Annotated in this window: 21 protein-coding genes and 1 pseudogene; 15 read left to right on the plus strand and 7 right to left on the minus strand. The window is 48.7% G+C overall.

Features of this window, described 5'->3' with window-relative positions; translation table 11 throughout:
- Positions 1-63 precede the first annotated feature (63 nt).
- The gene (locus O3681_RS03230; protein ID WP_049359650.1) at positions 64-1,872 is read left to right on the plus strand and encodes a DUF262 domain-containing protein; all 1,809 of its coding nucleotides are present in this window, start codon (positions 64-66) and stop codon (positions 1,870-1,872) included.
- Positions 1,873-2,169: 297 nt separating this feature from the next.
- Here O3681_RS03230 and O3681_RS03235 read toward each other — a convergent pair whose 3' ends face one another.
- From O3681_RS03235 to O3681_RS03245, 3 genes are all read right to left on the minus strand, one after another.
- Positions 2,170-3,027: a folate-binding protein YgfZ gene (locus O3681_RS03235; RefSeq protein ID WP_371459260.1), complete on the minus strand. Its 858-nt coding sequence runs from the start codon at positions 3,025-3,027 to the stop codon at positions 2,170-2,172.
- 122 nt (positions 3,028-3,149) lie between these two features.
- Positions 3,150-3,713 carry a peptidylprolyl isomerase gene (locus O3681_RS03240; protein WP_188211575.1) on the minus strand — a complete coding sequence of 188 codons (564 nt, stop codon included), beginning with the start codon at positions 3,711-3,713 and terminating at the stop codon, positions 3,150-3,152.
- 199 nt (positions 3,714-3,912) lie between these two features.
- Positions 3,913-6,135, minus strand: a complete 2,223-nt coding sequence (locus O3681_RS03245) for a TonB-dependent receptor (protein ID WP_371459261.1) — start codon at positions 6,133-6,135, stop codon at positions 3,913-3,915.
- A 232-nt stretch (positions 6,136-6,367) separates the two neighbouring features.
- Here O3681_RS03245 and O3681_RS03250 point away from each other — a divergent pair, with 232 nt between their 5' ends.
- The 11 genes from O3681_RS03250 to O3681_RS03300 all read left to right on the plus strand — a co-directional run bounded on the left by O3681_RS03250 (position 6,368) and on the right by O3681_RS03300 (position 16,395).
- On the plus strand, positions 6,368-8,134 hold the full coding sequence (locus O3681_RS03250) for an ABC transporter ATP-binding protein/permease (RefSeq protein WP_371459262.1): 1,767 nt from the start codon (positions 6,368-6,370) through the stop codon (positions 8,132-8,134).
- Between the two features lie 146 nt (positions 8,135-8,280).
- Positions 8,281-9,006, plus strand: a complete 726-nt coding sequence (locus tag O3681_RS03255; RefSeq protein ID WP_371459263.1) for a glycosyltransferase family 2 protein — start codon at positions 8,281-8,283, stop codon at positions 9,004-9,006.
- 4 nt (positions 9,007-9,010) lie between these two features.
- Positions 9,011-9,940, plus strand: coding sequence for a glycosyl transferase family 2 (locus tag O3681_RS03260; RefSeq protein ID WP_371459264.1), 930 nt, complete (start codon positions 9,011-9,013; stop codon positions 9,938-9,940).
- 27 nt (positions 9,941-9,967) lie between these two features.
- Entirely contained in the window at positions 9,968-10,405 is a 438-nt protein-coding gene (locus O3681_RS03265; protein WP_004519960.1) for a thioesterase family protein, read from the plus strand.
- Positions 10,406-10,508: 103 nt separating this feature from the next.
- Positions 10,509-11,888 (plus strand): MATE family efflux transporter, encoded by a 1,380-nt coding sequence (locus tag O3681_RS03270; protein ID WP_371459265.1) that lies wholly within the window; start codon positions 10,509-10,511, stop codon positions 11,886-11,888.
- 70 nt (positions 11,889-11,958) lie between these two features.
- The gene (gene murB, locus O3681_RS03275) at positions 11,959-12,999 is read left to right on the plus strand and encodes a UDP-N-acetylmuramate dehydrogenase (RefSeq protein WP_371459266.1); all 1,041 of its coding nucleotides are present in this window, start codon (positions 11,959-11,961) and stop codon (positions 12,997-12,999) included.
- Positions 13,000-13,017: 18 nt separating this feature from the next.
- Positions 13,018-13,659, plus strand: a complete 642-nt coding sequence (locus tag O3681_RS03280) for a TetR/AcrR family transcriptional regulator (protein WP_004519965.1) — start codon at positions 13,018-13,020, stop codon at positions 13,657-13,659.
- A gap of 89 nt (positions 13,660-13,748) precedes the next feature.
- Positions 13,749-14,522 carry an NAD(P)-dependent oxidoreductase gene (locus O3681_RS03285; protein WP_107723394.1) on the plus strand — a complete coding sequence of 258 codons (774 nt, stop codon included), beginning with the start codon at positions 13,749-13,751 and terminating at the stop codon, positions 14,520-14,522.
- Between the two features lie 50 nt (positions 14,523-14,572).
- Positions 14,573-15,145, plus strand: a complete 573-nt coding sequence (locus tag O3681_RS03290; protein ID WP_003685523.1) for an SCP2 domain-containing protein — start codon at positions 14,573-14,575, stop codon at positions 15,143-15,145.
- A 27-nt stretch (positions 15,146-15,172) separates the two neighbouring features.
- Positions 15,173-16,063, plus strand: a complete 891-nt coding sequence (locus tag O3681_RS03295; protein ID WP_036491160.1) for an NAD(+) kinase — start codon at positions 15,173-15,175, stop codon at positions 16,061-16,063.
- Positions 16,064-16,089: 26 nt separating this feature from the next.
- Entirely contained in the window at positions 16,090-16,395 is a 306-nt protein-coding gene (locus O3681_RS03300; protein WP_049332487.1) for a hypothetical protein, read from the plus strand.
- A gap of 101 nt (positions 16,396-16,496) precedes the next feature.
- Here O3681_RS03300 and O3681_RS03305 read toward each other — a convergent pair.
- Positions 16,497-16,763, minus strand: a pseudogene (locus O3681_RS03305) (IS30 family transposase); the annotation flags it as partial.
- A 750-nt stretch (positions 16,764-17,513) separates the two neighbouring features.
- On the opposite strand from O3681_RS03305, the gene O3681_RS03310 reads away from it, so the two are divergent.
- A complete protein-coding gene (locus O3681_RS03310; RefSeq protein WP_005697953.1) occupies positions 17,514-17,834 on the plus strand; it encodes a hypothetical protein in 321 nt (106 codons plus the stop codon).
- Positions 17,835-18,223: 389 nt separating this feature from the next.
- Here O3681_RS03310 and O3681_RS03315 read toward each other — a convergent pair whose 3' ends face one another.
- The 3 genes from O3681_RS03315 to O3681_RS03325 all read right to left on the minus strand — a co-directional run bounded on the left by O3681_RS03315 (position 18,224) and on the right by O3681_RS03325 (position 21,341).
- On the minus strand, positions 18,224-18,571 hold the full coding sequence (locus O3681_RS03315; protein ID WP_371459267.1) for an RNA ligase family protein: 348 nt from the start codon (positions 18,569-18,571) through the stop codon (positions 18,224-18,226).
- 59 nt (positions 18,572-18,630) lie between these two features.
- Complete coding sequence (locus O3681_RS03320; RefSeq protein ID WP_003679774.1) at positions 18,631-19,932, minus strand: hemolysin family protein; 1,302 nt, start codon at positions 19,930-19,932, stop codon at positions 18,631-18,633.
- A 101-nt stretch (positions 19,933-20,033) separates the two neighbouring features.
- Positions 20,034-21,341, minus strand: coding sequence for a replication-associated recombination protein A (locus tag O3681_RS03325; RefSeq protein WP_371459268.1), 1,308 nt, complete (start codon positions 21,339-21,341; stop codon positions 20,034-20,036).
- A 151-nt stretch (positions 21,342-21,492) separates the two neighbouring features.
- Between O3681_RS03325 and O3681_RS03330 the strand changes: the two genes are divergently transcribed.
- Positions 21,493-21,867, plus strand: coding sequence for a hypothetical protein (locus tag O3681_RS03330; RefSeq protein ID WP_371459269.1), 375 nt, complete (start codon positions 21,493-21,495; stop codon positions 21,865-21,867).
- A gap of 86 nt (positions 21,868-21,953) precedes the next feature.
- Positions 21,954-23,363, plus strand: a complete 1,410-nt coding sequence (gene thrC / locus O3681_RS03335; protein WP_371459270.1) for a threonine synthase — start codon at positions 21,954-21,956, stop codon at positions 23,361-23,363.
- Positions 23,364-23,394 lie beyond the last annotated feature (31 nt).

Genomic DNA, 23,394 nt, shown 5'->3' on the forward strand with positions numbered 1-23,394 from the left:
CGTTTGCCGTAGCTTGGGTCATGACCCAAGCTACTTATTACCTAAACTTATGGAGAAAACCAAATGTCCGAATCCAAATATTCCGTTCTTCAACAACCTGTAGGAAACCTGTTGGGCTGGATTAAATCCGGAGAAATTGCCATTCCCGAAATTCAACGGCCTTTCGTATGGACAGCCAGCAAAGTGCGCGATCTGATTGATTCGCTCTATAAAGGCTACCCCGTCGGCTACATCATTACATGGCGTAATCCCGATATACGCTTGAAAGACGGTACACTTTCAGCAGGCAAAAAAGTGCTGATTGATGGACAACAACGGATTACTGCACTCACTGCCGCCGTAGTCGGGCAGCAGGTTTTGAACAAAGAGTATAAGAAAGAACGAATCAAAATTGCCTATAACCCGCTGGCAAAGGAAGGGGAGTCATTTTTTGAAGTATGCAATTCGGCCATTGAACGGAATTCGATTTGGATTAACGATATTTCAGAAATTTTGAGTGAAAGCGCCAGCTCCTTCAAAATCAGAAAAGACTATCTGGCCGCCAATCCGCAAGCAGATGAAGAGCAGGTTGAAAAGCGGATTGATGCGTTGAAAGCCATCAAAAACAGCCAAATCGGCATTATTGAGTTAAATCCCGATTTGGACATTGATACCGTTACCGAGATTTTTATCCGTATCAACCAAAAAGGCGTGTCCTTGAGCAATGCCGATTTTGTCATGTCCAAAATTGCTTCAGACCAACGGCACGGCGGTGAAGACCTGCGGAAAATGATCGATTATTTCTGCCATATGCTGCGCGACCGCAGTTTTGCAGACACCCTGCGCACAAATAATACGGAATACGCTCAATCAGACGACTTCAACAAGATTAAATGGATTGCCAATTACGCCGATGATTTATATGTTCCCGATTATGTAGACGCCTTGCGCGTAGCCTATACCTATGCTTTTGGCCGCGGCAAATTCAGTACTCTGGTTGCCTTATTGTCCGGACGCGATTTTGAAAACCGCACCAATGTTGAAAACATTGCCGAACAAAGCTATGCCGATTTACGCAGGGGTTTGGAGAGCTGTTTTGACAAAACCAGCTACGAACGTTTTTGCATGCTGGTTAAATCGGCCGGTTTTATCAATAAAAAACTGATTACTTCACAAACCAGCCTGAATATTGCCTATGCGCTGTATCTGAAACTGCGTAACGACAAACTTCCCGAAGCCGAAATCCAACACTTAATCAAACGCTGGTTTGTGATGTCTGTTCTCACCGGCCGCTATTCCGGCTCTTCGGAAACCGTGATTGAACGGGACTGCAAACTCATAGCAGAACGCGGTTTGGAAAACTATCTGCGGCAGATTGAACAGGGCGAATTGGACGAAGGCTTTTGGACGCACCGTCTTGTAGACGATTTGAATTCATCAAGCAGCACAACGGGGGCATATCTCTGTTATCTCGCTGCACAATGCAAAAACAACGATCACGCCTTTTTATCTGATAGCGTAACCGTGAACAGCCTTTTGCAGCAGCGCGGCGATCAGCACCATATCTTTCCCAAGAATTATTTGTCTGTTAACGGCTATAAGAAAGGTGACTATAACCAAGTCGCAAATTACGTTTTTACCGAGCAGCAAACCAATATCAAATTAAGCGATGATGCGCCTTCTGCCTACATGGAGAAAATCCTGAGCGATATTGACGGACAAAAAATGTCTTTAAGCTCAATAAAATCCAGAGAGGCATTGCAGGCAAATCTTGCAGCCAACTGTATTCCGGACAACATCAGCACATTGACACATGAATCTTACGCACAATTCCTGGAACAAAGGCGCAAACTGATGGCAGAGAAAATCCGCCGCTATTACGAAAGCTTGTAACAACGGTAAGCAAGCCGTAGCCCGCACCCCTGTCAACCGCGTGCGTGGCTACGCCCCACACCCTACCTGCGGGCAACGCAAACCTTAAGATTAAGGTGTAGGGTGTGTGCGGTACGCACGCACGCGGTTTTTGTTGCTACCGAATGATTCCAAACCATGCCGTAATCCAGTCAGCAGCAAACGCAGCTTGGGTCATGTACCAACAAAACTCAATATCAAAGGCCGTCTGAATTTCAGACGGCCTTTCTGTTTTCATTTCAAGCTGATATTTAAGCTTTTTATTCAATCATCTAACAATCAATCTTTCTCAACCGTAAAAAACAGTGCTTCCTGTTTCAAAGCATTACCGTCTGCATCGGTCAATGCTGCTTCTGCTGCGGAAAACTTGATAACGGCAAGGCTTAGGCTGCCTTGCTCTGTGAGTGCAGTATTAAGAATAATGCCTGCTTCTTCCTCGCCGACTTTGACGGCAATACCGGCGGCTTCTAAAGAATCGCCGCTTAATACGGCCAGTCCGCGTTTGACTTGGCCTCGGTATTGTGCGCGGGCGATGATTTCTTGGCCGGGGTAGCAACCTTTACGGAAATGGACTGCGCCGATGACGTGTTGGTTGAGCATTTGGGCAACGGCCGCTTCTTTGGTTGCGGCGCAAATCCACGGATAGCCGCTGCGGATTTCGTGCAGGTTCCACGCGTTTTCGGCTCCTGCTTGATATTCGGCTGCGTTTTCGGCTGCTGAAATTTTCAGACGGCCTGTGTGCGGCAAGGCAATTTCTACGGTGTTTTCTTGAATTTGAGCTGGGAAAGACAGTTGCGGTTCGGCAGCAGGATGAGGTTCTACATTGTCTGCCAACTCGCCGCTGACTGCTAAATCAGGCATCAGCTCGAAGACGACTTTTGCACGCAAGACAAACATTCTCAGGCGTTTGACGATGGCTTCGGTCAAATCTTGCGCCATGATCAACAGTAAATCTTCTCCGCGATTGATGACCAACATATTCGCCAACACACGGCCTTTAGGCGTATTGTATGTGGCATAACATGCCTGACCGGAAGCTAAATTATTAATATCGTTGGATAATTGGCCATGAAGAAATGAAGCTCTGTCTTCACCGCTGACGCGGACAACGCCGAAAAAAGGCAGGCGGGTTTGCATAATCGACTCCTTAAATTGTAGATGCTGAATTATCGCCCAAATTGCCGCTTATTATCAAATAAATAAATTCAGGCCGTCTGAATGTTTCAGACGGCCTGTTGTTTGGGTTCAAACAATCAAAATTATTTGATGCTGACTTTACGGATAATCACGGCTTCGGTTGGAACGTCTTGATGATAGCCGCGTGTCGCTGTTTTCACTTTGCTGATTTTACGGACCACGTCCATGCCGGAAGTGACTTTACCGAAAACGGCATAGCCGTAGCCTTGAGGGGTTTTGCTTTTGAAATTCAAAAAGTCGTTGTCGGCCGTATTGATAAAGAACTGGCTGGTTGCTGAATTCGGATCGCCGGTACGCGCCATGGCGATGGTGCCGACGTTATTTTTCAAGCCGTTGTATGCTTCATTGTTGATGGCTTTATCGGTGGATTTTTGAACCATATTCTCGGTAAATCCGCCGCCTTGAATCATAAAATTGTCGATAACGCGGTGGAAAATCGTGTTGTCGTAAAAACCTTTTTTGGCGTAATTGACAAAGTTTGCCACAGTTTTCGGCGCTTTGACTTCATCCAGCTCCAGTTGGATGTTGCCCATATTGGTTTCAATCACGGCATGGGTAACCGCTTGCGCTTGCACGGAAAGTGAGAGTGCGAGGGCGCACAGGGTCAGTTTGATGGATTTTTTCATATGTCTTCTCGAATAATGTATTGTGAAAATGGAATATTAACCTTGTTTCGCGTGAAATCCATAAAAAACATGTAAGATTTTTCAAGCAAAAAACATAAGGCAATCAAATTAGGCCGTCTGAAAAGGGATAAAAACCAAATTCTTGCTTTTTATCATTTCCTTTCAGACGGCCTGCTATTACGGTCAAACCGAAATCAGATTAGAAATCCAACTCCGCTTTCAGCCAATAAGTGCGCGGCATGCCGACGACGGCGAAGCTGCGGTCATATTGGCCGCGCTGTACCTGCCAGTAGTTTTTGTTGAACAGGTTTTCTACCGAGCTGCTGACGGTCAGGGTATTTTTGCCGAGCTTGGTTTTGTAGCGCGCGCCTACGTCAACCAAGGTATAGGATGGGAAGGCGTATTGTTTTTGCGTGTCTTGGTAAGACTTGCCGAAATACGAAACATTGCCGTTCAGGGTCAAGCCTTTAGCAAACGGGGTGTCCCATTCAACGCCTGCTTTGGCAATCACGCGCGGGTTGGCAACTTGTACGCCGTTAACAAGATTGTCGGCGAAATTCGGATAATCTTTTACAGTCGATTGCAGATACATCAGACCGAAAGTCGGACGCAGGGTTTTATTCAACAAGTTGGCATAGGTATTGAACTCGATACCGCGGCTGCGTTCTATGCCTTGCTCCGAACCGCTATAAACCAAGCCTGCATTTTTGCGCGCTGCGAAATCAGTTCCTGAAGTCGTGTTACCGCGCCAGTAACCCGGACGTTTGATTTGGAATGCGTTCAGCGTCGTTACGAAATCGCCCCAGTTTTTGCGTACGCCGACTTCAAATTGGCGGCTGACGCGCGGATCTGCCATCGTTACATGACCATCATCATCAGTACGGATGTCGGACGGCTCCAAATCTTCCATATAGTTTCCGTAAACCACCAAATCGGGCTGCGGAACCCATGCCGCCATCAACATCGGGCTGAAACGGTTCGCATCTGCTTTGCGGCCGTTTAATTTGTTTTTCTGCTCGACGGCTTGGAAACGCCCGCCTAAAGTGAGGCGGTATTTGTTGTCGGCAAAACCAAGCGTGTCAGATACCGCCAAACTGTTTACTTTGATCACGGTATCCAATGAAGGGGTTGGGTTCCACGCGCTGCCTAAGTTGGAATCCAATTTCGCTAGTTGAGTCGGAATATCAAGGCTCGGATCAATAACGCGGTTTTGAGTCTGGCGTGCGCCTTGATAAGTAGTACGTTTGCGGTCGATTCGGTCAAATGCGGTACTCCAGTTGTGGCTTACCGGACCGGTTTCAAATTCGCCGCGTGCAGTCAGATTCATACTGAGCGTTTTAAAACGCTGGTCGGTCAAACGCGCGCGACCGGAATTGTAGGTTAAACCGCTGCTTGTAACGGTAGGAGAGGCGAAATTGCCATAATAGCGCGCATTGTTGTAGCCGATGCCGCCTGTAATTTGGGCATTTTCAAACGCATCCCATTCAAAAGTCAGCATATTGGTCTGACCGCGCGTGTTTTGAGCCTGCCAGCTCGGCGCCAAATTCACTTTGCCTTCAGGTGCGTCAAACAAGTGGCCGTTGGCGTTTTGAATGTCCTGCATACGCGCGCGGCCGCCGTTGGTTTTGCGTTTGGCGTAGATGGAATCGAACGCCACACGCACTTTTTCGCCGCGATAATCAGCATTCAATGCAAATTCTTTATTGTCTTCGCTGTAACCGTGACGCGGAGTGTCGCCATGGCGCAGTTTGCCGTTGGCGCGCACGCCGAATTCTTTGTTTTCTCCGAAGCGTTGACCTAAATCGAACGTACCTTGGGCACGGTTGTTGCTGAACCAGCCCAAACCGATTTTGCGGTTGCCTTCATCGGCGGCTTTTTTGGTTTCGATATTGACGGAACCGGATACCGCGCCTTCAGGGTCCATGCCGTTTACGGCGGTGGAGGCGCCTTTAATCAGTTGCGCAGAACCGACTTGCACGCTGGCCGTGCCTTGCGTGCCGTACATACCTGCCAAACCGTTGACGCTGAATTGGCGCGCATCAAGCTGATAACCGCGGAAATACAGGCCGGTCAGCGTGTTGCTTTCGCCGCCGAACTGCCATACGGAAGCATCTTTTTTCGCTACGGCATCCACTAAAGTACGCGCTTCGGTGTTGTTGAGGGCTTGTTCGTCGTAGTTGACAACGGTAATCGGCGCGGTAAAGGCGTTGGCTTTGCCCAATACGCCCAAGTTCACGCGGTCGCGCAAGTCGCCGTCGCTGGCGATGGAATAAGAACGGGCGGCTTTGACGCGTTTGGCGTCAGCGCGGACATTGACTTCCTGCAACTGCTGTTGCACGGGGGTTTCGGGTGTCGTTTCATCGGCGGCGTAAGCGAATGCGCTTGCAACCACAAGCGGCATCAGGGCTAATTTGCTGTTCATAAAATACCTTCTGGTTTGAAATATTAATAATTCTTATATCGAGTAAAAAATTACAAAGTAATTTGGTTTTGCGATTATATTTGATAAGATTTCCGCTTTCCACAAAAACAAATAAGAACCGTTTGTAAACACAAAAAATACAACAGTTCAGAAAACTATTATTACAGTTACCATAGTCAAATAAATTTGCCGTCCTTTCAGACGGCCTTTACATCCTTTCAGAGAACACTCCATGCAAAAATGGCAAATCGAGCTTTATTCCACGCCGTCTTGGCTATTGCAGACCTTATTGATGGTCGCCGCAGCCTCGGCGGTCATTCTGTTTTTTGCACGCAACACACGCTTCGGGCGCGAGTTTAGCTATATCCTGCGTCTTTGCCTGACGCCGAAAAGTACCGTCAAAGTTTTGCTGCTGATTACGGCGATGATTACGCTGCTGTTGACCGAAGTACGGCTGAATGTGTTGAGTACCTTTATGTCCAAAGGGCTTTACGACTCGATGCAGGATTTGAACGCCTCCGCGTTTTGGATGTTTGCAGCAATGAATGCAGGCGTGGTGTTGATACGGGCGTTTAACAACGTCGTCAACGACTTTCTCGATCAAGGTTTGGCGATTAAATGGTCGGAGCGGCTCAATGAAGTGCTGACAACGCGCTGGCTTGCCGACAAAAACTACTACCTCCTGCAAATGCGCCGTCATGCGCCGGACAATATCGACCAGCGTATCCAACAAGATGCGCAGGATTTCATCGCCTCGACCATAGAATTTGTGCGCGGCATGGTCAATTCGGTCGTTACCTCGCTGGAATTTGCCGTTGTTTTGTGGGGCTTGGCAGGCATCCTGACCGTGTTCGGCTTCGACATTCCGCACGGCATCGTTTGGTTTGTCTATATGTTTGTGATTTTGGCGACCTTTATCGCCATGTGGATAGGTAACCCGTTGATTCATTACAACTATGAAAACGAAAAGCTCAACGGCGACTATCGTTATTCCCTCATCCGCGTGCGCGACCACGCCGAAAGCGTGGCGTTTTACAGCGGCGAAAAACACGAACACGACCAGCTTTCCGACCGTTTTAAAGCCATTATCCGCAACCGTTGGCGCATTGCGCGACAAAGCGTTTGCCTGAGCGGCTTTAACGATATGTTCACTAACGGCATCAAACTCTTCCCCATTATTTTGCAAGCTCCGCGCCTGTTTGCCGGACAAATCAAAATCGGCGACATCCAGCAGACCGTCCAGGCCTTCGCACGACTGCAAAACGCGCTGTCTTTCTTCCGGATGTTCTACAACAAATTCACCGCATACCGTGCCCGATTGGAACGTCTGTACGGCTTTTTGCTGAGTACGGAAGAAAAACACACTGCACGACAACCCGACCTTACCGAAGTTTCAGACGGCCTGATCTTAGAAAACGTTGCCCTATACCGTCACAACGGCGAAGTTTTATTAGACGGTATCAATATTAACCTCAAAAGCGGCAATTCCCTGCTGATACGCGGCCCGAGCGGTTGCGGCAAAACTTCGTTGCTGCGCACGCTGGCAGGGCTTTGGCCTTTCGGCAGCAGCGGTAAAGTCAGCCATCCGCCGCATCAAGACATCCTCTTCCTGCCGCAACGCCCGTACACAGCGCAAGGCAGCCTGCGCGATGCGATTTGTTATCCCGACATCGACAAACAGCATCCCGAGTTAGCCGAAGCCATGAATACTTGTCGATTAGGTTATCTGGTCGATAAATTAGATAAAACCGATGACTGGCAGCACAAACTCTCCCCAGGCGAACTGCAACGCGTCGCCTTCGTCCGCGCCCTGCTCTCGCAGCCCAAAGTTATCCTGCTTGACGAAGCCACCGCTGCCTTGGACGAACCGACCGAAGCCCTGCTCTACCGCGCCTTAAAGCAAAAACTACCCGACAGCATCATCATCAGCATCGGCCACCGCAGCACGCTCAACGAGTTCCATGATTTTTGCCTCGATGTCGGTCATGTACAATGCTGAATTAATGGCATATAAAAGGCTGTCTGAAACAGTGAAAAACAAAATCAAACGATTTTGTCCTCGCCGTTTCAGACGGCCTTTTCAAACGCCATGGCATGTTTATTTGCTATACTCTGCATTGTGTTAACGTCGTCTAAAAAATATTTATGAAAACCCTGGCCCTCATTCCACATTACAACCATCCGACCACCATCAGCCACGTTGCCCAAACCATGCGTAGCTTTGGTTTAAACGTTTTAATTGTGGACGACGGTTCACGCGAAGAATGCAAACCTGTATTGCAGGCTTTGGTTTCAGACGGCATCGATGTCCTTTACCGCCCCATCAACGGCGGCAAAGGCGCAGCGGTCAAAACCGGCTTAGAATACGCTCAAGAACATGGCTATACCCACGTCTTGCAGGTCGATGCAGACGGCCAACACTGCTTGAGCGACACACCCAAACTCCTCGCCGCAGCAGAGCAAAACCCCGAAGCCGTTGTTTGCGGCTGGCCGCAATACGGCGATGACGCGCCCAAAGCACGGCTTTACGGACGCAAAATTACCGATTTCTGGAATATGCTGCACACTTGGTCATGCGACATCAAAGACGGTATGTGCGGCTTCCGCCTCTATCCGCTTGCACCCGCGCTGTCCGTCGTCCGCGAAGAAACCGTAGGCAACCGCATGGACTTCGACACGGAAATCCTTATCCGCCTGTACTGGCGCAACGTCAAACCGGTTTGGATTAAAACGCCCGTCCAATATGCCGCCGACGGCGTGTCCCACTTCGACGCCTTTGCCGACAATGTCCGCATCAGCAAAATGCACACACGGCTGTTTTTCGGTATGTTGAAACACCGATTGGGTAAAGTTTTCGGAAAGGCCGTCTGAAACCATGACCGACAATAAACAAACCCATTGGGCGGCGCAGCCCGAACGCGGCAGCCGCCTGTTTCTCGCTCTGACCACATTGATGGTGCGCTATCTGCCGGCTTTTTTCATGAGGCCGTGCATTTGGTTTGTGGTGCTGTATTTTTATGCAACCGCGCCCAAACCGCGCCGTCATGTCTTACGCTATCAAACCCGTCTTCAAACGGCCTTTCCCCATACCGTCCTGCCGAAACACAGCGTATTCAAACAATTCATCGCATTTGGCGAAGCAGTTTGCGACCGTTTTGCCGTGTGGCAACGCAAAATCCGTTATGAAGATTTGGTGATTGAAGATCCGGACGACATCTATTCGCAAGTCAAGCGCAACGAACGCGGCCAGATTTTTGCCTGTTCGCACTTGGGCAATACCGAAGTTTGCCGTGCGCTGGTGTCGCACCATAAAGATTTCAGACTCAATGTATTGGTGCACAGCAAACACGCACAGGCATTTAACGAGGCATTGCAAAAAGCCGGCGCAGATCATATCCGTCTGATTCAAGTAACAGATTTGGACACCACCCTGATGATGGAATTGAACAGCCGTATCGAAAACGGCGAATGGATTGCCATCGCGGCCGACCGCGTGCCTGTACGCGGCGAGAAAACCGCCGACATTAATTTCTTAGGCCATACCGCCCCTATGCCGCAAGGCGCATGGCTGTTGGCTTCACTTTTAAAAACACAGGTAAATACACTGTTTTGCGTCAAACAAAACGGCCGCTATCATTTGAAACTGCGTCGCTTTACCGATACTTCCAGCTGGAAACGCGGCAACCGCGAGGCTGCCGTCAAAGACGCAATGCAGGGTTTTGCCGACATTTTGGCGCAAGAATGTGCGCAAAATCCGCTACAATGGTTCAATTTTTATGATTTTTGGGGCGAAGACGCCGTCTGAAACCAATCACACTTACACTTTTAAACCATGAAAAAACACATCTACTGCCAACACAGCTTTGAAACCGAAGTTCCTTTTTTTGACGTAGATGCCATGCACATCGTGTGGCACGGCAACTATGTCAAATACCTTGAAACCGCGCGTTGTGCTTTTCTGTCTTCCATCGGTTATGACTACAACGAAATGGGACGGCAAGGGTACAGCTGGCCGATTGTGCAGATGAACCTCAAATACATCCGCCCTGCCCGTTTCGGCCAAAAAATCCGCGTTGATATGGACATTGTCGAAATCGAAAGCTGCCTGCGTATCGATTACACCATTTACGATGCTGAAACCAATGAAAAACTGACCCGCGCTTCGACTACCCAAGCCGCGGTGTCGCTTTCAGACGGCCTGATGCAGTTTCAAACGCCGGACAGCTGGTTGGAAGCAGTAAAAAGACATCCGACATTTAAGGCCGTCTGAAAAATTTATCGATTAAACAACATATTGCCTGCTTATCAGCATTACCCTTTATAATTTTACGTTTCTGTTTCAGACGGCCTTTATCCTCAATCCACACACACTTATGCTACTGAACCTCAACCGCTTTGCCTTTCCTGTTTTCTTAAAAGAAACCCGCCTGCTTACCGCCCTCGCCCTGCCTATGCTGTTGGCCCAAGTGGCGCAAGTGGGTATTGGTTTTGTCGATACGGTGATGGCCGGTGGCGCAGGTAAGGAAGATTTGGCCGCGGTGGCTTTGGGCAGCAGCGCGTTTTCTACGATTTACATTACTTTTATGGGTGTAATGGCGGCGTTGAACCCGATGATTGCCCAGCTGTACGGTGCAGGTAAAACCGAAGAAGTCGGCAAAACAGGAATGCAGGGCATTTGGTTTGGCTTGTGTTTGGGCGTATTCGGTATGCTGTTGATGTGGACGATGATTACGCCGTTCCGTCATTGGCTGACATTGAACGATTATGTCGAAGACACGATGGCGCAATATATGTTCTTCACCAGCTTGGCAATGCCGGCCGCCATGATACACCGCGCCCTGCACGCCTATGCCTCCAGCTTGAACCGTCCGCGCGTGATTATGTTGGTCAGCTTTGCGGCATTTGTGTTGAATGTGCCGCTGAACTATGTATTTGTTTACGGCAAATTCGGTATGCCTGCTTTGGGCGGCGCAGGTTGCGGTGTGGCAACGGCGGCGGTATTTTGGTTCAGCGCATTGGCTTTGTGGATTTATATCTCCAAAGAAAAATTCTTCCGTCCGTTTGGCTTGACGGCAAAAATCGGCAAACCCGATTTGACGGCTTTCAAACAGATTTGGAAAATCGGCGCCCCCATCGGCTTGTCTTATTTTTTAGAAGCCAGTGCATTTTCGTTTATCGTCTTTTTGGTGGCGCCATTCGGCGAGGATTATGTCGCCGCGCAACAAGTCGTCATCAGCCTGTCGGGCATTTTGTATATGGTTCCGCAAAGCGTCGGCTCGGCAAGCACGGTACGCGTTGGCTTTTCGCTCGGGCGGCGCGATTTTTTGCGGGCGCGTTATATTTCAGGCGTTTCATTGGTGTTGGGCTGGATGCTTGCCGCCTGCACCGCGCTGCTCTTGGTCATCTTTCGCTTTCAGTTGGCCGGTATGTATACCAACGATGCGGCAGTATTAGGCATTGCCGCGACCGTTTTATTTTTCGCCTCCCTATTCCAACTGGCAGACGCTACCCAATGTATCGCTTCATATGCGCTGCGCGGCTATAAAGTGACCAAAATGCCGATGTTCATCCATGCCGTGGCTTTTTGGGGTTGCGGCCTGTTGCCCGGCTACCTGCTCGCCTATCATGTTGATATGGGTATTTACGGCTTCTGGACCGCGCTGACCGTTTCACTGACGATTGCCGCCATCGCATTGGTATGGTGCCTGGAGCTTTGCAGTAAAGAGATGGTCAAATCACATAAGGCCGTCTGAAAAATATAAGTAGCCTTTCTCCAATGATTACGCTATTTAATCAACGAATTCCTCTTTTAAAGTTAAACCCATGCAACCCATCCAATACCAAACCGACCTCATCCCTTACAACACTTTCGGCCTGAAAGCCCAAGCCCAAGCATTTGTTGCACTCAAACATGCCGACGAGTTGCGCGACATCGTCCGGCTACCCGAGTTCAACCGAGATACTGTTTTATGGCTCGGCGGCGGCAGCAATATCCTTTTGATGGAGGACTATGCCGGTCTGGTTGTGCATATGGAAAACAAGGGAATACGCGAAATTGAGCGTTCAGACGGCCTGGTTTATATCGAAGCTCAAGCCGGGGAAATTTGGCATGATTTTGTTTTGCATACGGTTGGACTGGGTTTAAGCGGGTTGGAAAACCTCAGCCTGATTCCGGGCACGGTCGGCGCGTCTCCGGTACAAAACATCGGTGCATATGGTGTTGAAGCGAAAGATGTTATCCATAGCGTACGCTGCTTTGATTTGGATACGGACACCTTTGTCGAGCTTTCCAATGCCGACTGTGACTTTGCCTATCGTGAAAGCCTATTCAAACAGGAAGGCAAAGGCCGTTATGTGATTGTTTCGGTTGTATTCGCGTTAAAAGAGCATTTTGTGCCGAACTTGGGCTATGGCGATTTGGCGGCAGCGGTTGCCGAACTAAGCCAAGACCGCGAGGCAACGGCTAAAGATGTTTCCGATGCAGTGTGTGCAATCCGCAACAGTAAACTGCCTAATCCTAACGTGCTTGGCAATGTCGGAAGTTTCTTTAAAAACCCTGTTGTCAGCGCTGAAAAAGCTGCCGATTTGTTGCAGCAATACCCCAATATGCCACGCTATCCGCAGCCTGACGGTTCGGTCAAACTCGCGGCCGGCTGGCTGATTGACCAATGCCGTCTGAAAGGCCATCAGATCGGCGGTGCGGCTGTGCATGACAGACAGGCTTTGGTTTTGGTAAATAAAAACAATGCATCCGCGCAAGATGTCCACCAGCTGGCACAATATGTTTGTAATACAGTATTTACTCAATTTCAGGTAGAATTACACGCAGAACCCAACTGGCTGCCGACTTCATACAGCCTATAAAACAAAGGAGTGTATCCCATGCCGCGCATTGCTAAAGTCAACACTTACACACGAATCATCAATGCCAGCCTCGCCTTGTTCAACGAAGAAGGCGAGCGCAATATCAGCACCAACCACATTGCCGCCCACTTGGGCATCAGCCCGGGCAACCTCTACTACCACTTCCGCAACAAAGACGAAATCATCGTCCAACTGTTTAAACGTTACAGCGAAGCCCTACTTGTCTACCTTAACGAAGCTGTATTGCCGTCTAATGTGGAAGACTCCATCAACTACATGGCCGGTATTTATGATGTGATGTGGGAATACCGTTTCCTTTTCAGCGATGTGAATACCCTGCTTGCCCGCAGTGCCGAATTATTGGGCGAACACAATACCTTTACCCAAGCCAAAGTTTCCCCACTGCTGGTCAACCTACTGACCCAGCTCAACGGGCTGAACATCATCAGCGCAGACCAAACCGCCATGAACGACCTCGCCGTCAATATGTGGATGGTGACAAAATACTGGTTCGACTTCGACAGCTCCCTGCGCGGCCGCGCCAAGTTGACCGAAGATTCCAAAGTACGAGGCATCAGCCGCACACTCAGCCTATTGCGCCCTTACCTCCTGCCGGAACACCGTGCCGAATTCGACCAAAAAATCGGCAGCAACCATTAATTTTTCCATACAAAGGCCGTCTGAAAACGTGGCTTTAACCAAGTTAAAGCTATTTTCAGGCGGCCTGTTAATTTTCGGATGCTTTATTTATGCACCTTCCCGATATTTCCATTCTCGGCTTAGGCTATCTCGGCCTGCCGCTGGCGCAAAAATGTTATGAGCAAGGCAGTCAGGTAGCCGCCGTCAAACGCAATCTGACTTCCGATGATATCAATCTGCCGATTGAACTCGACATTATCGATTTAAACCAAAACGATATTTTTCACAGTTCGACCTTATGGCAAAACCATATCAACAAACCGACATGGTTTTGCCTGCTTCCGCCTTCGTCATTAAACCATTACGCCGATACCCTGAAAAAATGGATTCAACTTGCCGAGCAATCTAAGGTACAACACATCATCTTTACCAGCAGCACCAGCGTGTATGGCGACCAAGCACGCATATGCAATGAAACCACGCCGCCCGATCCGCAAACCGAATCCGCCCGTCAAATCCTCACAGTCGAGCAAGCCTTGCTTGAAAGTACCGTCCCCCATATCGACATACTGCGACTGGGCGGACTTTATTCTGCCGACCGTCATCCCATTACCAAGCTGGTTCAAAAAACACGCATTCAAGGCGGCAATCAACCCGTCAATATTCTTCATAAGGATCTTGCCGTCCAAGTCCTTTTTCAGACGGCCTGCCAAGCTGACGGCAAGCGTATCCGCAATATTGTCGAACCCCGCCACCCAAGCCGGGCCGAATTTTATACCGCCGAAGCGGCCAAACTCGGCCTGCCGGCTCCTGATTTCATCGTTGATGACAAAAGCAACGGCAAAATTGTAAATACCGTTTGCGCAGACGGGCTAAGCCTGTAAAATTGCGACTCAACCCATTAATCCGTTTCAGACGGCATTTAGAGTAAACCATGTCCGCCCTATTTCCCCTTATCAACCACCTGATACAGCAAAATCCAGAGCAACAGCGCGAGCTGTCTGAATTTGCAGGCAGCATCATCTGCATCAGCCTGACCGGTTTCAGACTGACCGGACGCATCAGCGAACAAGGTTTTCTTGAAACCGCAAACGAAACCGCCGACACCAACATCACATTCCACAACAGCGCCATCCAAAAAATCCTCCAAGGCGGCCAGCCCGGAGTGGGCGACATCAGCCTCGAAGGCGACTTGGTATTGGGCATGTCCGTCCTTCCTATTTTGGGTGGACTGCGCTATTATCCAAGCGACGATTTGGCGCGTGTATTCGGTCATGTGGCCGCAGAAAGTATCAGCTCGCGCGCCGGCGATATCGGCCGCACCATGAAAAAAATCGGCAAAAGCATTGCCGAACAAATCAGCGACTTCTCACGCGAACCCGAATCTCCTGTTATCGACCAAGCCACGCTTGCCGCATGGTTGGAAGAAGTGGACAAACTGCGTGACGACGTTGCTCGCCTAAACGAACGCCTCGACCGGCTCGAGCGCGATATCTGGATAGATTAGACACTTAATTTCAGACGGCCTACTATCATGAAAAGCCCATTTAAAAACATCGGTATCGTTACACGTCCCAATACGCCCGAAATTCAAGATACCGTCCACACATTGGTTTCTTTTCTGCGCGAAAACGGCTTCACCATCTATCTGGATGAATTGAGCGTAGAAGAACACTGCGTCTATATCCAAGATTCCGCCTACTGCGAAACCGTAAACAAAGCCCAGCTGGGCAAATACTGCGACCTCGTCATTGTGCTCGGCGGCGACGGCACCTTCCTCTCCGCCGCCCGCGAAGTTGCCCCGCGCGCCGTCCCCATCATCGGCATCAATCAAGGCCACTTGGGCTTTCTTACCCAAATCTCACGCGACACCATGGTTGAAGGCATCCGCCCCGTACTGGAAGGCAAATATCTGCCCGAAGAACGCATCCTCATCGAAGCCAGCATCATTCGTGACGGCGAAACCATCGAACGCGCCCTCGCCCTCAACGACACCGTACTGTCTCGTGGCGGCGCAGGCCAAATGATTGAATTTGAAGTATTTATCAATCAAGAATTTGTCTATACCCAACGTTCGGACGGCCTGATTATTTCCACGCCGACAGGTTCGACCGCCTACGCGCTTGCCGCCGGCGGCCCCATCATGCAGGCCGGTCTGCACGCCTTCACGCTCGTGCCCATCTGCCCGCAATCCATGACCAACCGCCCGATTGCCATCTCCGACACCAGCGTGATCGAAATCCTCATTACCAAAAGCGGCGACGCACGCGCACATTTTGACGGACAATCCCATATCGACGTGCAAAACTTCGACCGCATCATCATCCGCCGCTATCACAACCCCTTGCGCGTCCTCCATCCCACCGATTACCAATACTTTAAAACCCTGCGCCAAAAGCTGCATTGGGGCGAACAATTGATTTAAATACCACTTCAATAAACAGGCTGATCATGAAAACCATTTCCCAAACCTTAATCATCGCGCTGTGCGCCCTTTCCTCCCTCTCCGTCTCCGCGCACGGCATGCACAAAAGCAAACCTTTATCCTTTGAAGAATTGCCGAAAATCTGCCAGCAATACTTTACCCGAGCGGATGCGTGTTACCAAAAAGCAGGCGATAAAGCATCGTTCCAACGCGACAACACAAAATACCTGCGCCAAATCCTGCCCGCCGCCGACGTAGGCCAACGTGAACGCATGTGCCAAATTGCCATGGATACATTCGCCGAAAAAACAAAAAACTTGAGCTGCGAATAAAGGTCTCAGTCTTAGCTCTAGCAATTTCTGATTCCATAAAAAGGCCGTCTGAAACATTAGATTGTTTCAGACGGCCTTGGATTCGGATTTCAAGTGCAACACTAGTGTATCAGTGGTTGGAACAGATTCAAGAATAAAACACTTGGCGTTTCGTAGCCAAGTGTTTTTCTTGGTCGGTGGTTCAACTCATCTTGAACCCTGCGTATCTCCCGATTACTGATGTTGCGGAAATCGGTTTGTTTGGGGAAGTATTGCCGGATGAGTCCGTTGGTGTTCTCATTCAGCCCTTTCTCCCAAGAATGGTAAGGGCGGCAAAAATAAGTCTCCGCTTTCAATGCTTTGGTTATTTTGGTGTGTTGGTAGAACTCGCAGCTAATATAGGAAAAGGTGCTGCTGAAGCTGCGGGGTTAGGGGGACTAGCCTTAACTAAGTTGCCAAAAGGAGCCAATGCAAACGAAAAATTGCCGATTGTTGGGAAAACAAAAGGATATGAAAACCATAAGATTAAAATTTCTTCTGGTGCGGAGAATAATGCTAAATCTATCCCATTAAAAGAGCAACTATCAAACGAAATGCTTAAAGCACAAGGCACAAAACTTGAGAAGATTGATGTCATTGCGAGAGTGGATGTTAATGGCAGGGTTTATGTTGATACCAATCAGATGGCTAGGGCGGATAAATTTTCAGATCCAAATAAACTGACACTAATTGCAGAAAATGTGGCAGCGAAACCGCCTTTAAAAAACGGCTCGCCTTATCCAAATAGTAATATGGAAAATGCTCATGCAGAAATAGGAGCTATTCAACAGGCTTATGACCGAGGTGTAACTAAAGGTAAAAGTATGGTCATTAATGTTCAAGGTAAGGATGTTTGTGATTATTGTAAAAATGATATAGCTACAGCTGCTGAAAAAGCTGGGTTAAAATCTGTTACTGTTCATGCAATAGATAATAGAACTAAGTTACCTAAAGTGTACGTTTGGTCTAAAGGTCAACGATCAATAAAGGAACCAAAAAAAATGACAAATAATTTATTTTTTACCTGTGGATTTCAAAGAGGAAAGGACTGGATTATAGCATCTAATAGGGAGAGAGTATCTTCTATTGATAAAGATAAAATGATATCTATACTTAATAATATTGAACTAAATGAGGGGGCTGCGGGGTTAGAGTTTATCCCAGAGCCAGAAGTTGGAATCTCAGGATTATCAGTTCAATGTGACGGTGAAAGATATTTATTTACTTTAATTGAGTATGGAAAAGATGGGGAGTTCCTAATTAGAACAAAATCTGACTTTAATGGTACTCCTGGATTGGTTTACTTTGAGGGAGAACCCTATCCAGCTTGTTCGGTGATAGAAGACTTTGATTTTATTAAAAGAGTATTTATTGAGTTACTAGAAACCGGAAATGTTTCTTATGAGTTAATGGATATATAATTTAAAACATCTATATTATGTATGGCATTCATTCGATTGCCTATTCGCAACTGGAAAGCTATTTTTACCTGTTTGCAGTCCGCCGTAGCGGACATTGGCTTTCAAAAGCTGGTTGAGGATTTTCGATTTATCCCTTCTGCCCGACCCTTCTGTCTATGAAGTACAGGCAGTATTTTGGCGGCTCGAACTCTCCTCAGTCGTCGGCGTAGATTATTTTACTGCCCGTTGAATATCGTGTCCCTCATGAGGCAATGTTCGGATATTGGTTCATAATTTGCCTATGGAAAGCGAGCTTGCCCAAACTGCCGTTGCCCACACTACAGCCTGCATAGGCCTAAATCAAAGGTCGTCTGAAACCGCATTTTTGAGTTTCAGACGACCTTATATATTTACTTTTCCCCTTCCCTACCCATGCGACGCCATATTGTCGCGGTGGATGACTTCGTCTTCTCGCCAAAAAGTTCGAGATCGCCCAAATCATCTTTGATTTGCTGCCATCGTTGCAGCAAAGGTTTATCCCAAGGATGCTGGGTAGGCGCAGCATGACTACGGGCATAGAGGCCGTGTGCGGCAAAGCAGTTGTTTTGCCCATCTAATTTTTCGGTTAAAACCAATTTCGGCAGCTCGGCAAAATATGAAAGAAAGCCGCGCGGCATAAAGCGGTCGTCTGAAGTCGTGCCGAGGCTGATGGGCGCGTGCAGGCTGCGGGCGTATTTTTGAGGTTCAGTTGTCGTCATAATATTTTTTCCTTTTTATTCATTTTTTAATTTTCTTTTCAAGTGTTCCCAGCAACCCGTTACATTTTCCCCACCATATTTCCTTGTTTGGAAACCAAAAGTTGGTCGATTTTCAAATTTTCGGTATCGATGATTTCAAACTTATAACCGGCATAAACCAAAAAATCGGTGCGCTTCGGGATTTTGCGCAAGGAATACATCATAAAGCCGGCGATGGTTTCGTAGTTTTCCGAATTGGGAAACTCTTCAATATCCAGTGCGCGCATGACATCAGTAAGCGGCGTGGCACCATCTACCAACCATGTATCTTCGGTACGGCGGATAATTTGCGGCTCTTCTTCGGTATTGACCAGCTCACCCATCACAATGCTCATCACATCTTTCAGCGTTACCACGCCAACCACCAGCGCGTATTCGTTCACCACTACGGCGAAGTCTTCGCCGGAAGTTTTGAAGGTCTCCAATACATCATAAAGCGACAATGTGTCGGGGATAAACAAGGCTTTACGCAACACGCGCTTGTCGGTCAGGCGGACGTCTTTTTCTTTTAAAAACAAGGTCAGCAGCGTATGAGATTCGATATAGCCGATGACGCGTTCCAAGTCGCCGTCACATACGAGGAATTTGTTGTGCGGTTTGTCCGACATCATTTCCAACACGGTATCGCTGTCGTCGTGTTTATCGAAATAGGCGATATATTCGCGCGTGCTCATGGTGGAAGTGACCGTGCGCTCCTGCATATCGAAAATGTTTTCAATCAGATAGTGTTCTTGTTCTTTCAATACACCAGCCTGCGCGCCGGCATCAACGACGGCATAAATATCTTCCGAGGTAAGCTGCTCCTGACGGACGGTTGAGATTTTGAAGAGTTTGAATATTGCGTTTGCCAATCCGTCAAAAACCCAGACAAGGGGCTTTAAGATAAAAATCAAAAACATCATTGGACGGACAATGCGTACCGCCACCGCTTCAGGATGGGTCATTGCCATACGCTTGGGCATCAGGTCGGCAATTAAAATAAAGCTGCCTGTAACCAGCGAGAAAGTCAGCAAAGAGGCAACTGTGCTGCCCCAACTGCCTGCATTCTCCAAAAGTTTGCCAAAATAAGGACGTATTGCCGCCTCGCCAACGATACCGGCAAGAATGGCGACGGCGTTCAATCCGATTTGGACGACAGTAATAAAACTGCCCGGCTGCTGCTGCATATTGATTACGTCAAGCGCGCGCGTATCGCCGCCGTCTTTCGCCATGACCTGCAATTTGATTTTGCGTGCCGAAGCAAGCGCTAGTTCGGAACAGGACACAAACGCGCTAATGACAATCAGCAGGCACAATAATAGTAAGGCTTCAAAAATATTCATGAAAAAGTGTGTGTATGGTATAGGTTAAAAATATTCAAACAACAAAGGCCGTCTGAAAAATTCAATTTGATCTTAGATTTGTATTATGTACATTTATTGTTTTAATCATCCAGCGCATCTTCATCCAAGGATTTCAGCCATTTCAGCTTTTCGCCAATTTTAATTTCCAGCCCGCGCGGGACAGGTTGATAGAAATCCGGTTCGTCCAAGCCGTCGGGCATATAGCTTTCTCCGGCGGCGTAGGCATTTGGTTCGTCATGGGCGTAGCGATATTCGCGTCCATAACCCAATTCTTTCATCAACTTGGTCGGCGCATTGCGCAGGTGGACAGGTACTTCGTCGCTGGCATTTTCTTTGACGAAACGGCGCATGTGGTTGTATGCCTTGTAGCCCGCGTTGGATTTCGCGGCGGCGGCGAGATACAACACGGCTTGAGCCAAAGCAAGCTCCCCTTCGGGCGAGCCTAAACGTTCGAATGTGGCAGCGGCATCATTGGCAATCGTTAAGGCACGCGGATCGGCCAAGCCGATATCTTCCCATGCCATGCGGACAATGCGGCGGGCAAGATAGCGCGGGTCGGTACCGCCGTCGAGCATACGGCAGAACCAATACAAGGCCGCGTTAGGATGCGAACCGCGCACGGATTTGTGCAGCGCAGAAATTTGGTTGTAGAAACTCTCACCGCCCTTATCAAAACGGCGGATTTGCGCCCCCAAGCTGTCGGCGAGAAATTCGGCGGTTAAGGTTTTCAGACGGCGTGTGTCGGCGGCGCGTAAAAGTTGTTCCAATAAATTCAACAATCTTCGCGCATCGCCATCGGCGGTATTCACGAGTAATTCTTGCGCATCCGCTTCAATCGTAAACTCTTGGTATTCGGGTAAAGACAATACTTTGGCAATCAGCTTCTTCAGGTCGTCTGAAGACAAGGATTGCAAGACATAAACTTGCGCCCTGCTAAGTAATGCCGGATTGACTTCAAATGACGGATTTTCCGTGGTAGCGCCGATAAAGGTTAATAAGCCGCTTTCGACATAAGGCAAAAATGCATCTTGCTGCGCTTTGTTGAAGCGGTGTACCTCGTCAACAAACAAAATCGTCGCACGCCCTTGCTGCAAGGCAATTTCAGCTTTCTCGATTGCCTCGCGTATGTCTTTTACGCCGGAAAATACGGCGGAAACCGGCAAAAACTGGGCATTGAAACTCTGCGCCAAAATCCGTGCCAGCGTGGTTTTGCCTACGCCCGGCGGCCCCCACAGCAACATAGAATGCGGCTTTCCTCCCTCAACCGCCACGCGCAAAGGTTTGCCTTCGCCGATCAAATGCTGTTGCCCGATGACATCGTCTAAAGAATGCGGGCGCAGGCGTTCGGCTAAAGGGGCTTCGGGTTGGCGGGTAAAAAGGTCGGACATAGTGGCTTTCGTGCTGGCTGATTGAAAAGAAAACTCGCTAGCATTATACGGCAGTTTCGCAAACTCACATATCGGGCCGCATTACGGTATAATACATGCTATTTTGAGAACTCTTCGGGCGTTTCAGACGGCCTTGCTTACAGGAAACATCATGACTTCAAAAACTCTTTTAGCAGCTGTTACATCAGCTTTCTTATTGGGTGCATGCGCTACCGGTGGCGAATCTTTCGGCGGCTTGGGCAGCGGTACAGGTATCGGCAGCAGCGTAGTGAAAATGGCGGTAGACAGCCAATGCCGTACCGAATTGAACAAACGTAACGAATGGCGTGTGATTACTTTGGCCATGAGTGCGGAAAAACAAGCCGAATGGGAAAATAAAATCTGTGGCTGCGCCAGCGAAGAAGCGCCAAATCAATTGACTGCAACCGAAATGATGCAGGTATTGAGTCCGGCAACCCGCGAGCAGGCCATTGCTTCCGTTACCGCGAAAACGGTTACCGCCTGCTTCAAACGACTCTACAAATAATCGTTCAGACGGCCTTTTTTAATATCGAGGCCGTCTGAATTCGTTTTGACTTTCTATTTGAATTTTAAATATATAGAGAAGAAACCATGAAATACATCAGCACCCGCGGTGCAACCGCACGCAAGCAATTCAGCGAAGTTTTATTGATGGGTTTGGCTCCTGACGGCGGTTTGATGCTGCCTGAGCAATACCCTCAAATCGACCGTGCTACTTTAGACCAATGGCGCACACTCAGCTATCCTGAGCTGGCGTTTGAAGTCATGAGCCTGTTTGCCACCGACATACCTGCTGATGATTTACGCGACATCATCAACCACACCTACACCGAAGAAGTATTCGGCACCAAAGCCATTACTCCGGTGCGTACACTTTCAGACGGAATCAAAATCCAAGCCCTGTCCAACGGCCCGACTTTGGCATTCAAAGACATGGCCATGCAATTCTTGGGCAATGCGTTTGAATATGTATTGAACAAAGAAGGCAAAGAACTCAATATCTTAGGCGCCACCAGTGGCGACACCGGCTCTGCCGCCGAATATGCCCTACGCGGTAAAAAAGGCGTCAATGTCTTCATGCTGTCTCCGGAAGGCAAAATGAGCGCATTCCAACGCGCGCAAATGTTCAGCTTGCAAGATGCCAACATCCACAACATCGCCGTTGAAGGTATGTTTGACGACTGCCAAGACATCGTTAAAGCCGTACAAAACGATGCCGAATTCAAAGCCAAATACCACATCGGTACAGTCAACTCTATTAACTGGGGCCGTATTGTCGCCCAAGTCGTGTACTACTTCGCCGGTTATTTCAATGCCACTTCGAGCAATGACGAAAAAGTCAGCTTCTGCGTACCAAGCGGCAACTTCGGCAATGTCTGCGCCGGTCATATCGCCCGTCAAATGGGCCTACCCATCCACCGGTTGATTGTCGCTACCAATGAAAACGACGTATTGGACGAATTTTTCAAAACCGGCGCATACCGCCCACGCAACAGTGAACACACCCACGTCACTTCCAGCCCATCTATGGATATTTCCAAAGCCTCCAACTTCGAGCGTTTTGTGTTTGACCTGATGGATCGCGATGCAGACGAAATCAAAACCTTATGGGCTGAAGTAGGCTCCGGCAAAGGTTTTAATTTGGAATTTGTCTTAAACAAAGTACATCAACAATATGGCTTTGTTTCCGGCAAATCGACCCATGCCAACCGCCTTGCCACCATCAAACAGGTTTACAAACAAGACCGTGAATTGATTGATCCGCATACAGCCGATGGCATCAAAGTAGCGCGTGAAGTACGCGAAGCCGGCGAAACCATTGTCTGCCTTGAAACCGCATTGGCTGCCAAATTTGAAGCCACCATCCATGAGGCTGTCGGTGAAGTTTCCATCCCTCGTCCGGCCACATTGGAAGGCTTGGAAAACCTGCCGCAACGTGTCCGTGTTGTCCCTAATAATGCAACGGCAGTGAAAGACATCATTAAGGAAGCCCTGGCTTAACCGGCCGTCCTTGACGACTGAAGAGGCCGTC

It is taken from the genome of Neisseria sp. 27098_8_158 (assembly GCF_041433145.1).
GTDB lineage: Bacteria > Pseudomonadota > Gammaproteobacteria > Burkholderiales > Neisseriaceae > Neisseria > Neisseria subflava_E.

Coding starts and splice junctions, on each gene's coding strand:
- O3681_RS03310 (WP_005697953.1), top strand. CDS start 17,514: ATGATATCTATACTTAATAATATTGAACTAAATGAGGGGGCTGCGGGG.
- O3681_RS03280 (WP_004519965.1), top strand. CDS start 13,018: ATGCCGCGCATTGCTAAAGTCAACACTTACACACGAATCATCAATGCC.
- O3681_RS03255 (WP_371459263.1), top strand. CDS start 8,281: ATGAAAACCCTGGCCCTCATTCCACATTACAACCATCCGACCACCATC.
- O3681_RS03290 (WP_003685523.1), top strand. CDS start 14,573: ATGTCCGCCCTATTTCCCCTTATCAACCACCTGATACAGCAAAATCCA.
- O3681_RS03235 (WP_371459260.1), bottom strand. CDS start 3,027: ATGCAAACCCGCCTGCCTTTTTTCGGCGTTGTCCGCGTCAGCGGTGAA.
- O3681_RS03320 (WP_003679774.1), bottom strand. CDS start 19,932: ATGAATATTTTTGAAGCCTTACTATTATTGTGCCTGCTGATTGTCATT.
- O3681_RS03325 (WP_371459268.1), bottom strand. CDS start 21,341: ATGTCCGACCTTTTTACCCGCCAACCCGAAGCCCCTTTAGCCGAACGC.
- O3681_RS03315 (WP_371459267.1), bottom strand. CDS start 18,571: ATGACGACAACTGAACCTCAAAAATACGCCCGCAGCCTGCACGCGCCC.
- O3681_RS03240 (WP_188211575.1), bottom strand. CDS start 3,713: ATGAAAAAATCCATCAAACTGACCCTGTGCGCCCTCGCACTCTCACTT.
- O3681_RS03265 (WP_004519960.1), top strand. CDS start 9,968: ATGAAAAAACACATCTACTGCCAACACAGCTTTGAAACCGAAGTTCCT.
- O3681_RS03230 (WP_049359650.1), top strand. CDS start 64: ATGTCCGAATCCAAATATTCCGTTCTTCAACAACCTGTAGGAAACCTG.
- O3681_RS03260 (WP_371459264.1), top strand. CDS start 9,011: ATGACCGACAATAAACAAACCCATTGGGCGGCGCAGCCCGAACGCGGC.
- O3681_RS03270 (WP_371459265.1), top strand. CDS start 10,509: ATGCTACTGAACCTCAACCGCTTTGCCTTTCCTGTTTTCTTAAAAGAA.
- O3681_RS03285 (WP_107723394.1), top strand. CDS start 13,749: ATGCACCTTCCCGATATTTCCATTCTCGGCTTAGGCTATCTCGGCCTG.
- O3681_RS03250 (WP_371459262.1), top strand. CDS start 6,368: ATGCAAAAATGGCAAATCGAGCTTTATTCCACGCCGTCTTGGCTATTG.
- thrC (WP_371459270.1), top strand. CDS start 21,954: ATGAAATACATCAGCACCCGCGGTGCAACCGCACGCAAGCAATTCAGC.
- O3681_RS03330 (WP_371459269.1), top strand. CDS start 21,493: ATGACTTCAAAAACTCTTTTAGCAGCTGTTACATCAGCTTTCTTATTG.
- O3681_RS03245 (WP_371459261.1), bottom strand. CDS start 6,135: ATGAACAGCAAATTAGCCCTGATGCCGCTTGTGGTTGCAAGCGCATTC.
- O3681_RS03300 (WP_049332487.1), top strand. CDS start 16,090: ATGAAAACCATTTCCCAAACCTTAATCATCGCGCTGTGCGCCCTTTCC.
- murB (WP_371459266.1), top strand. CDS start 11,959: ATGCAACCCATCCAATACCAAACCGACCTCATCCCTTACAACACTTTC.
- O3681_RS03295 (WP_036491160.1), top strand. CDS start 15,173: ATGAAAAGCCCATTTAAAAACATCGGTATCGTTACACGTCCCAATACG.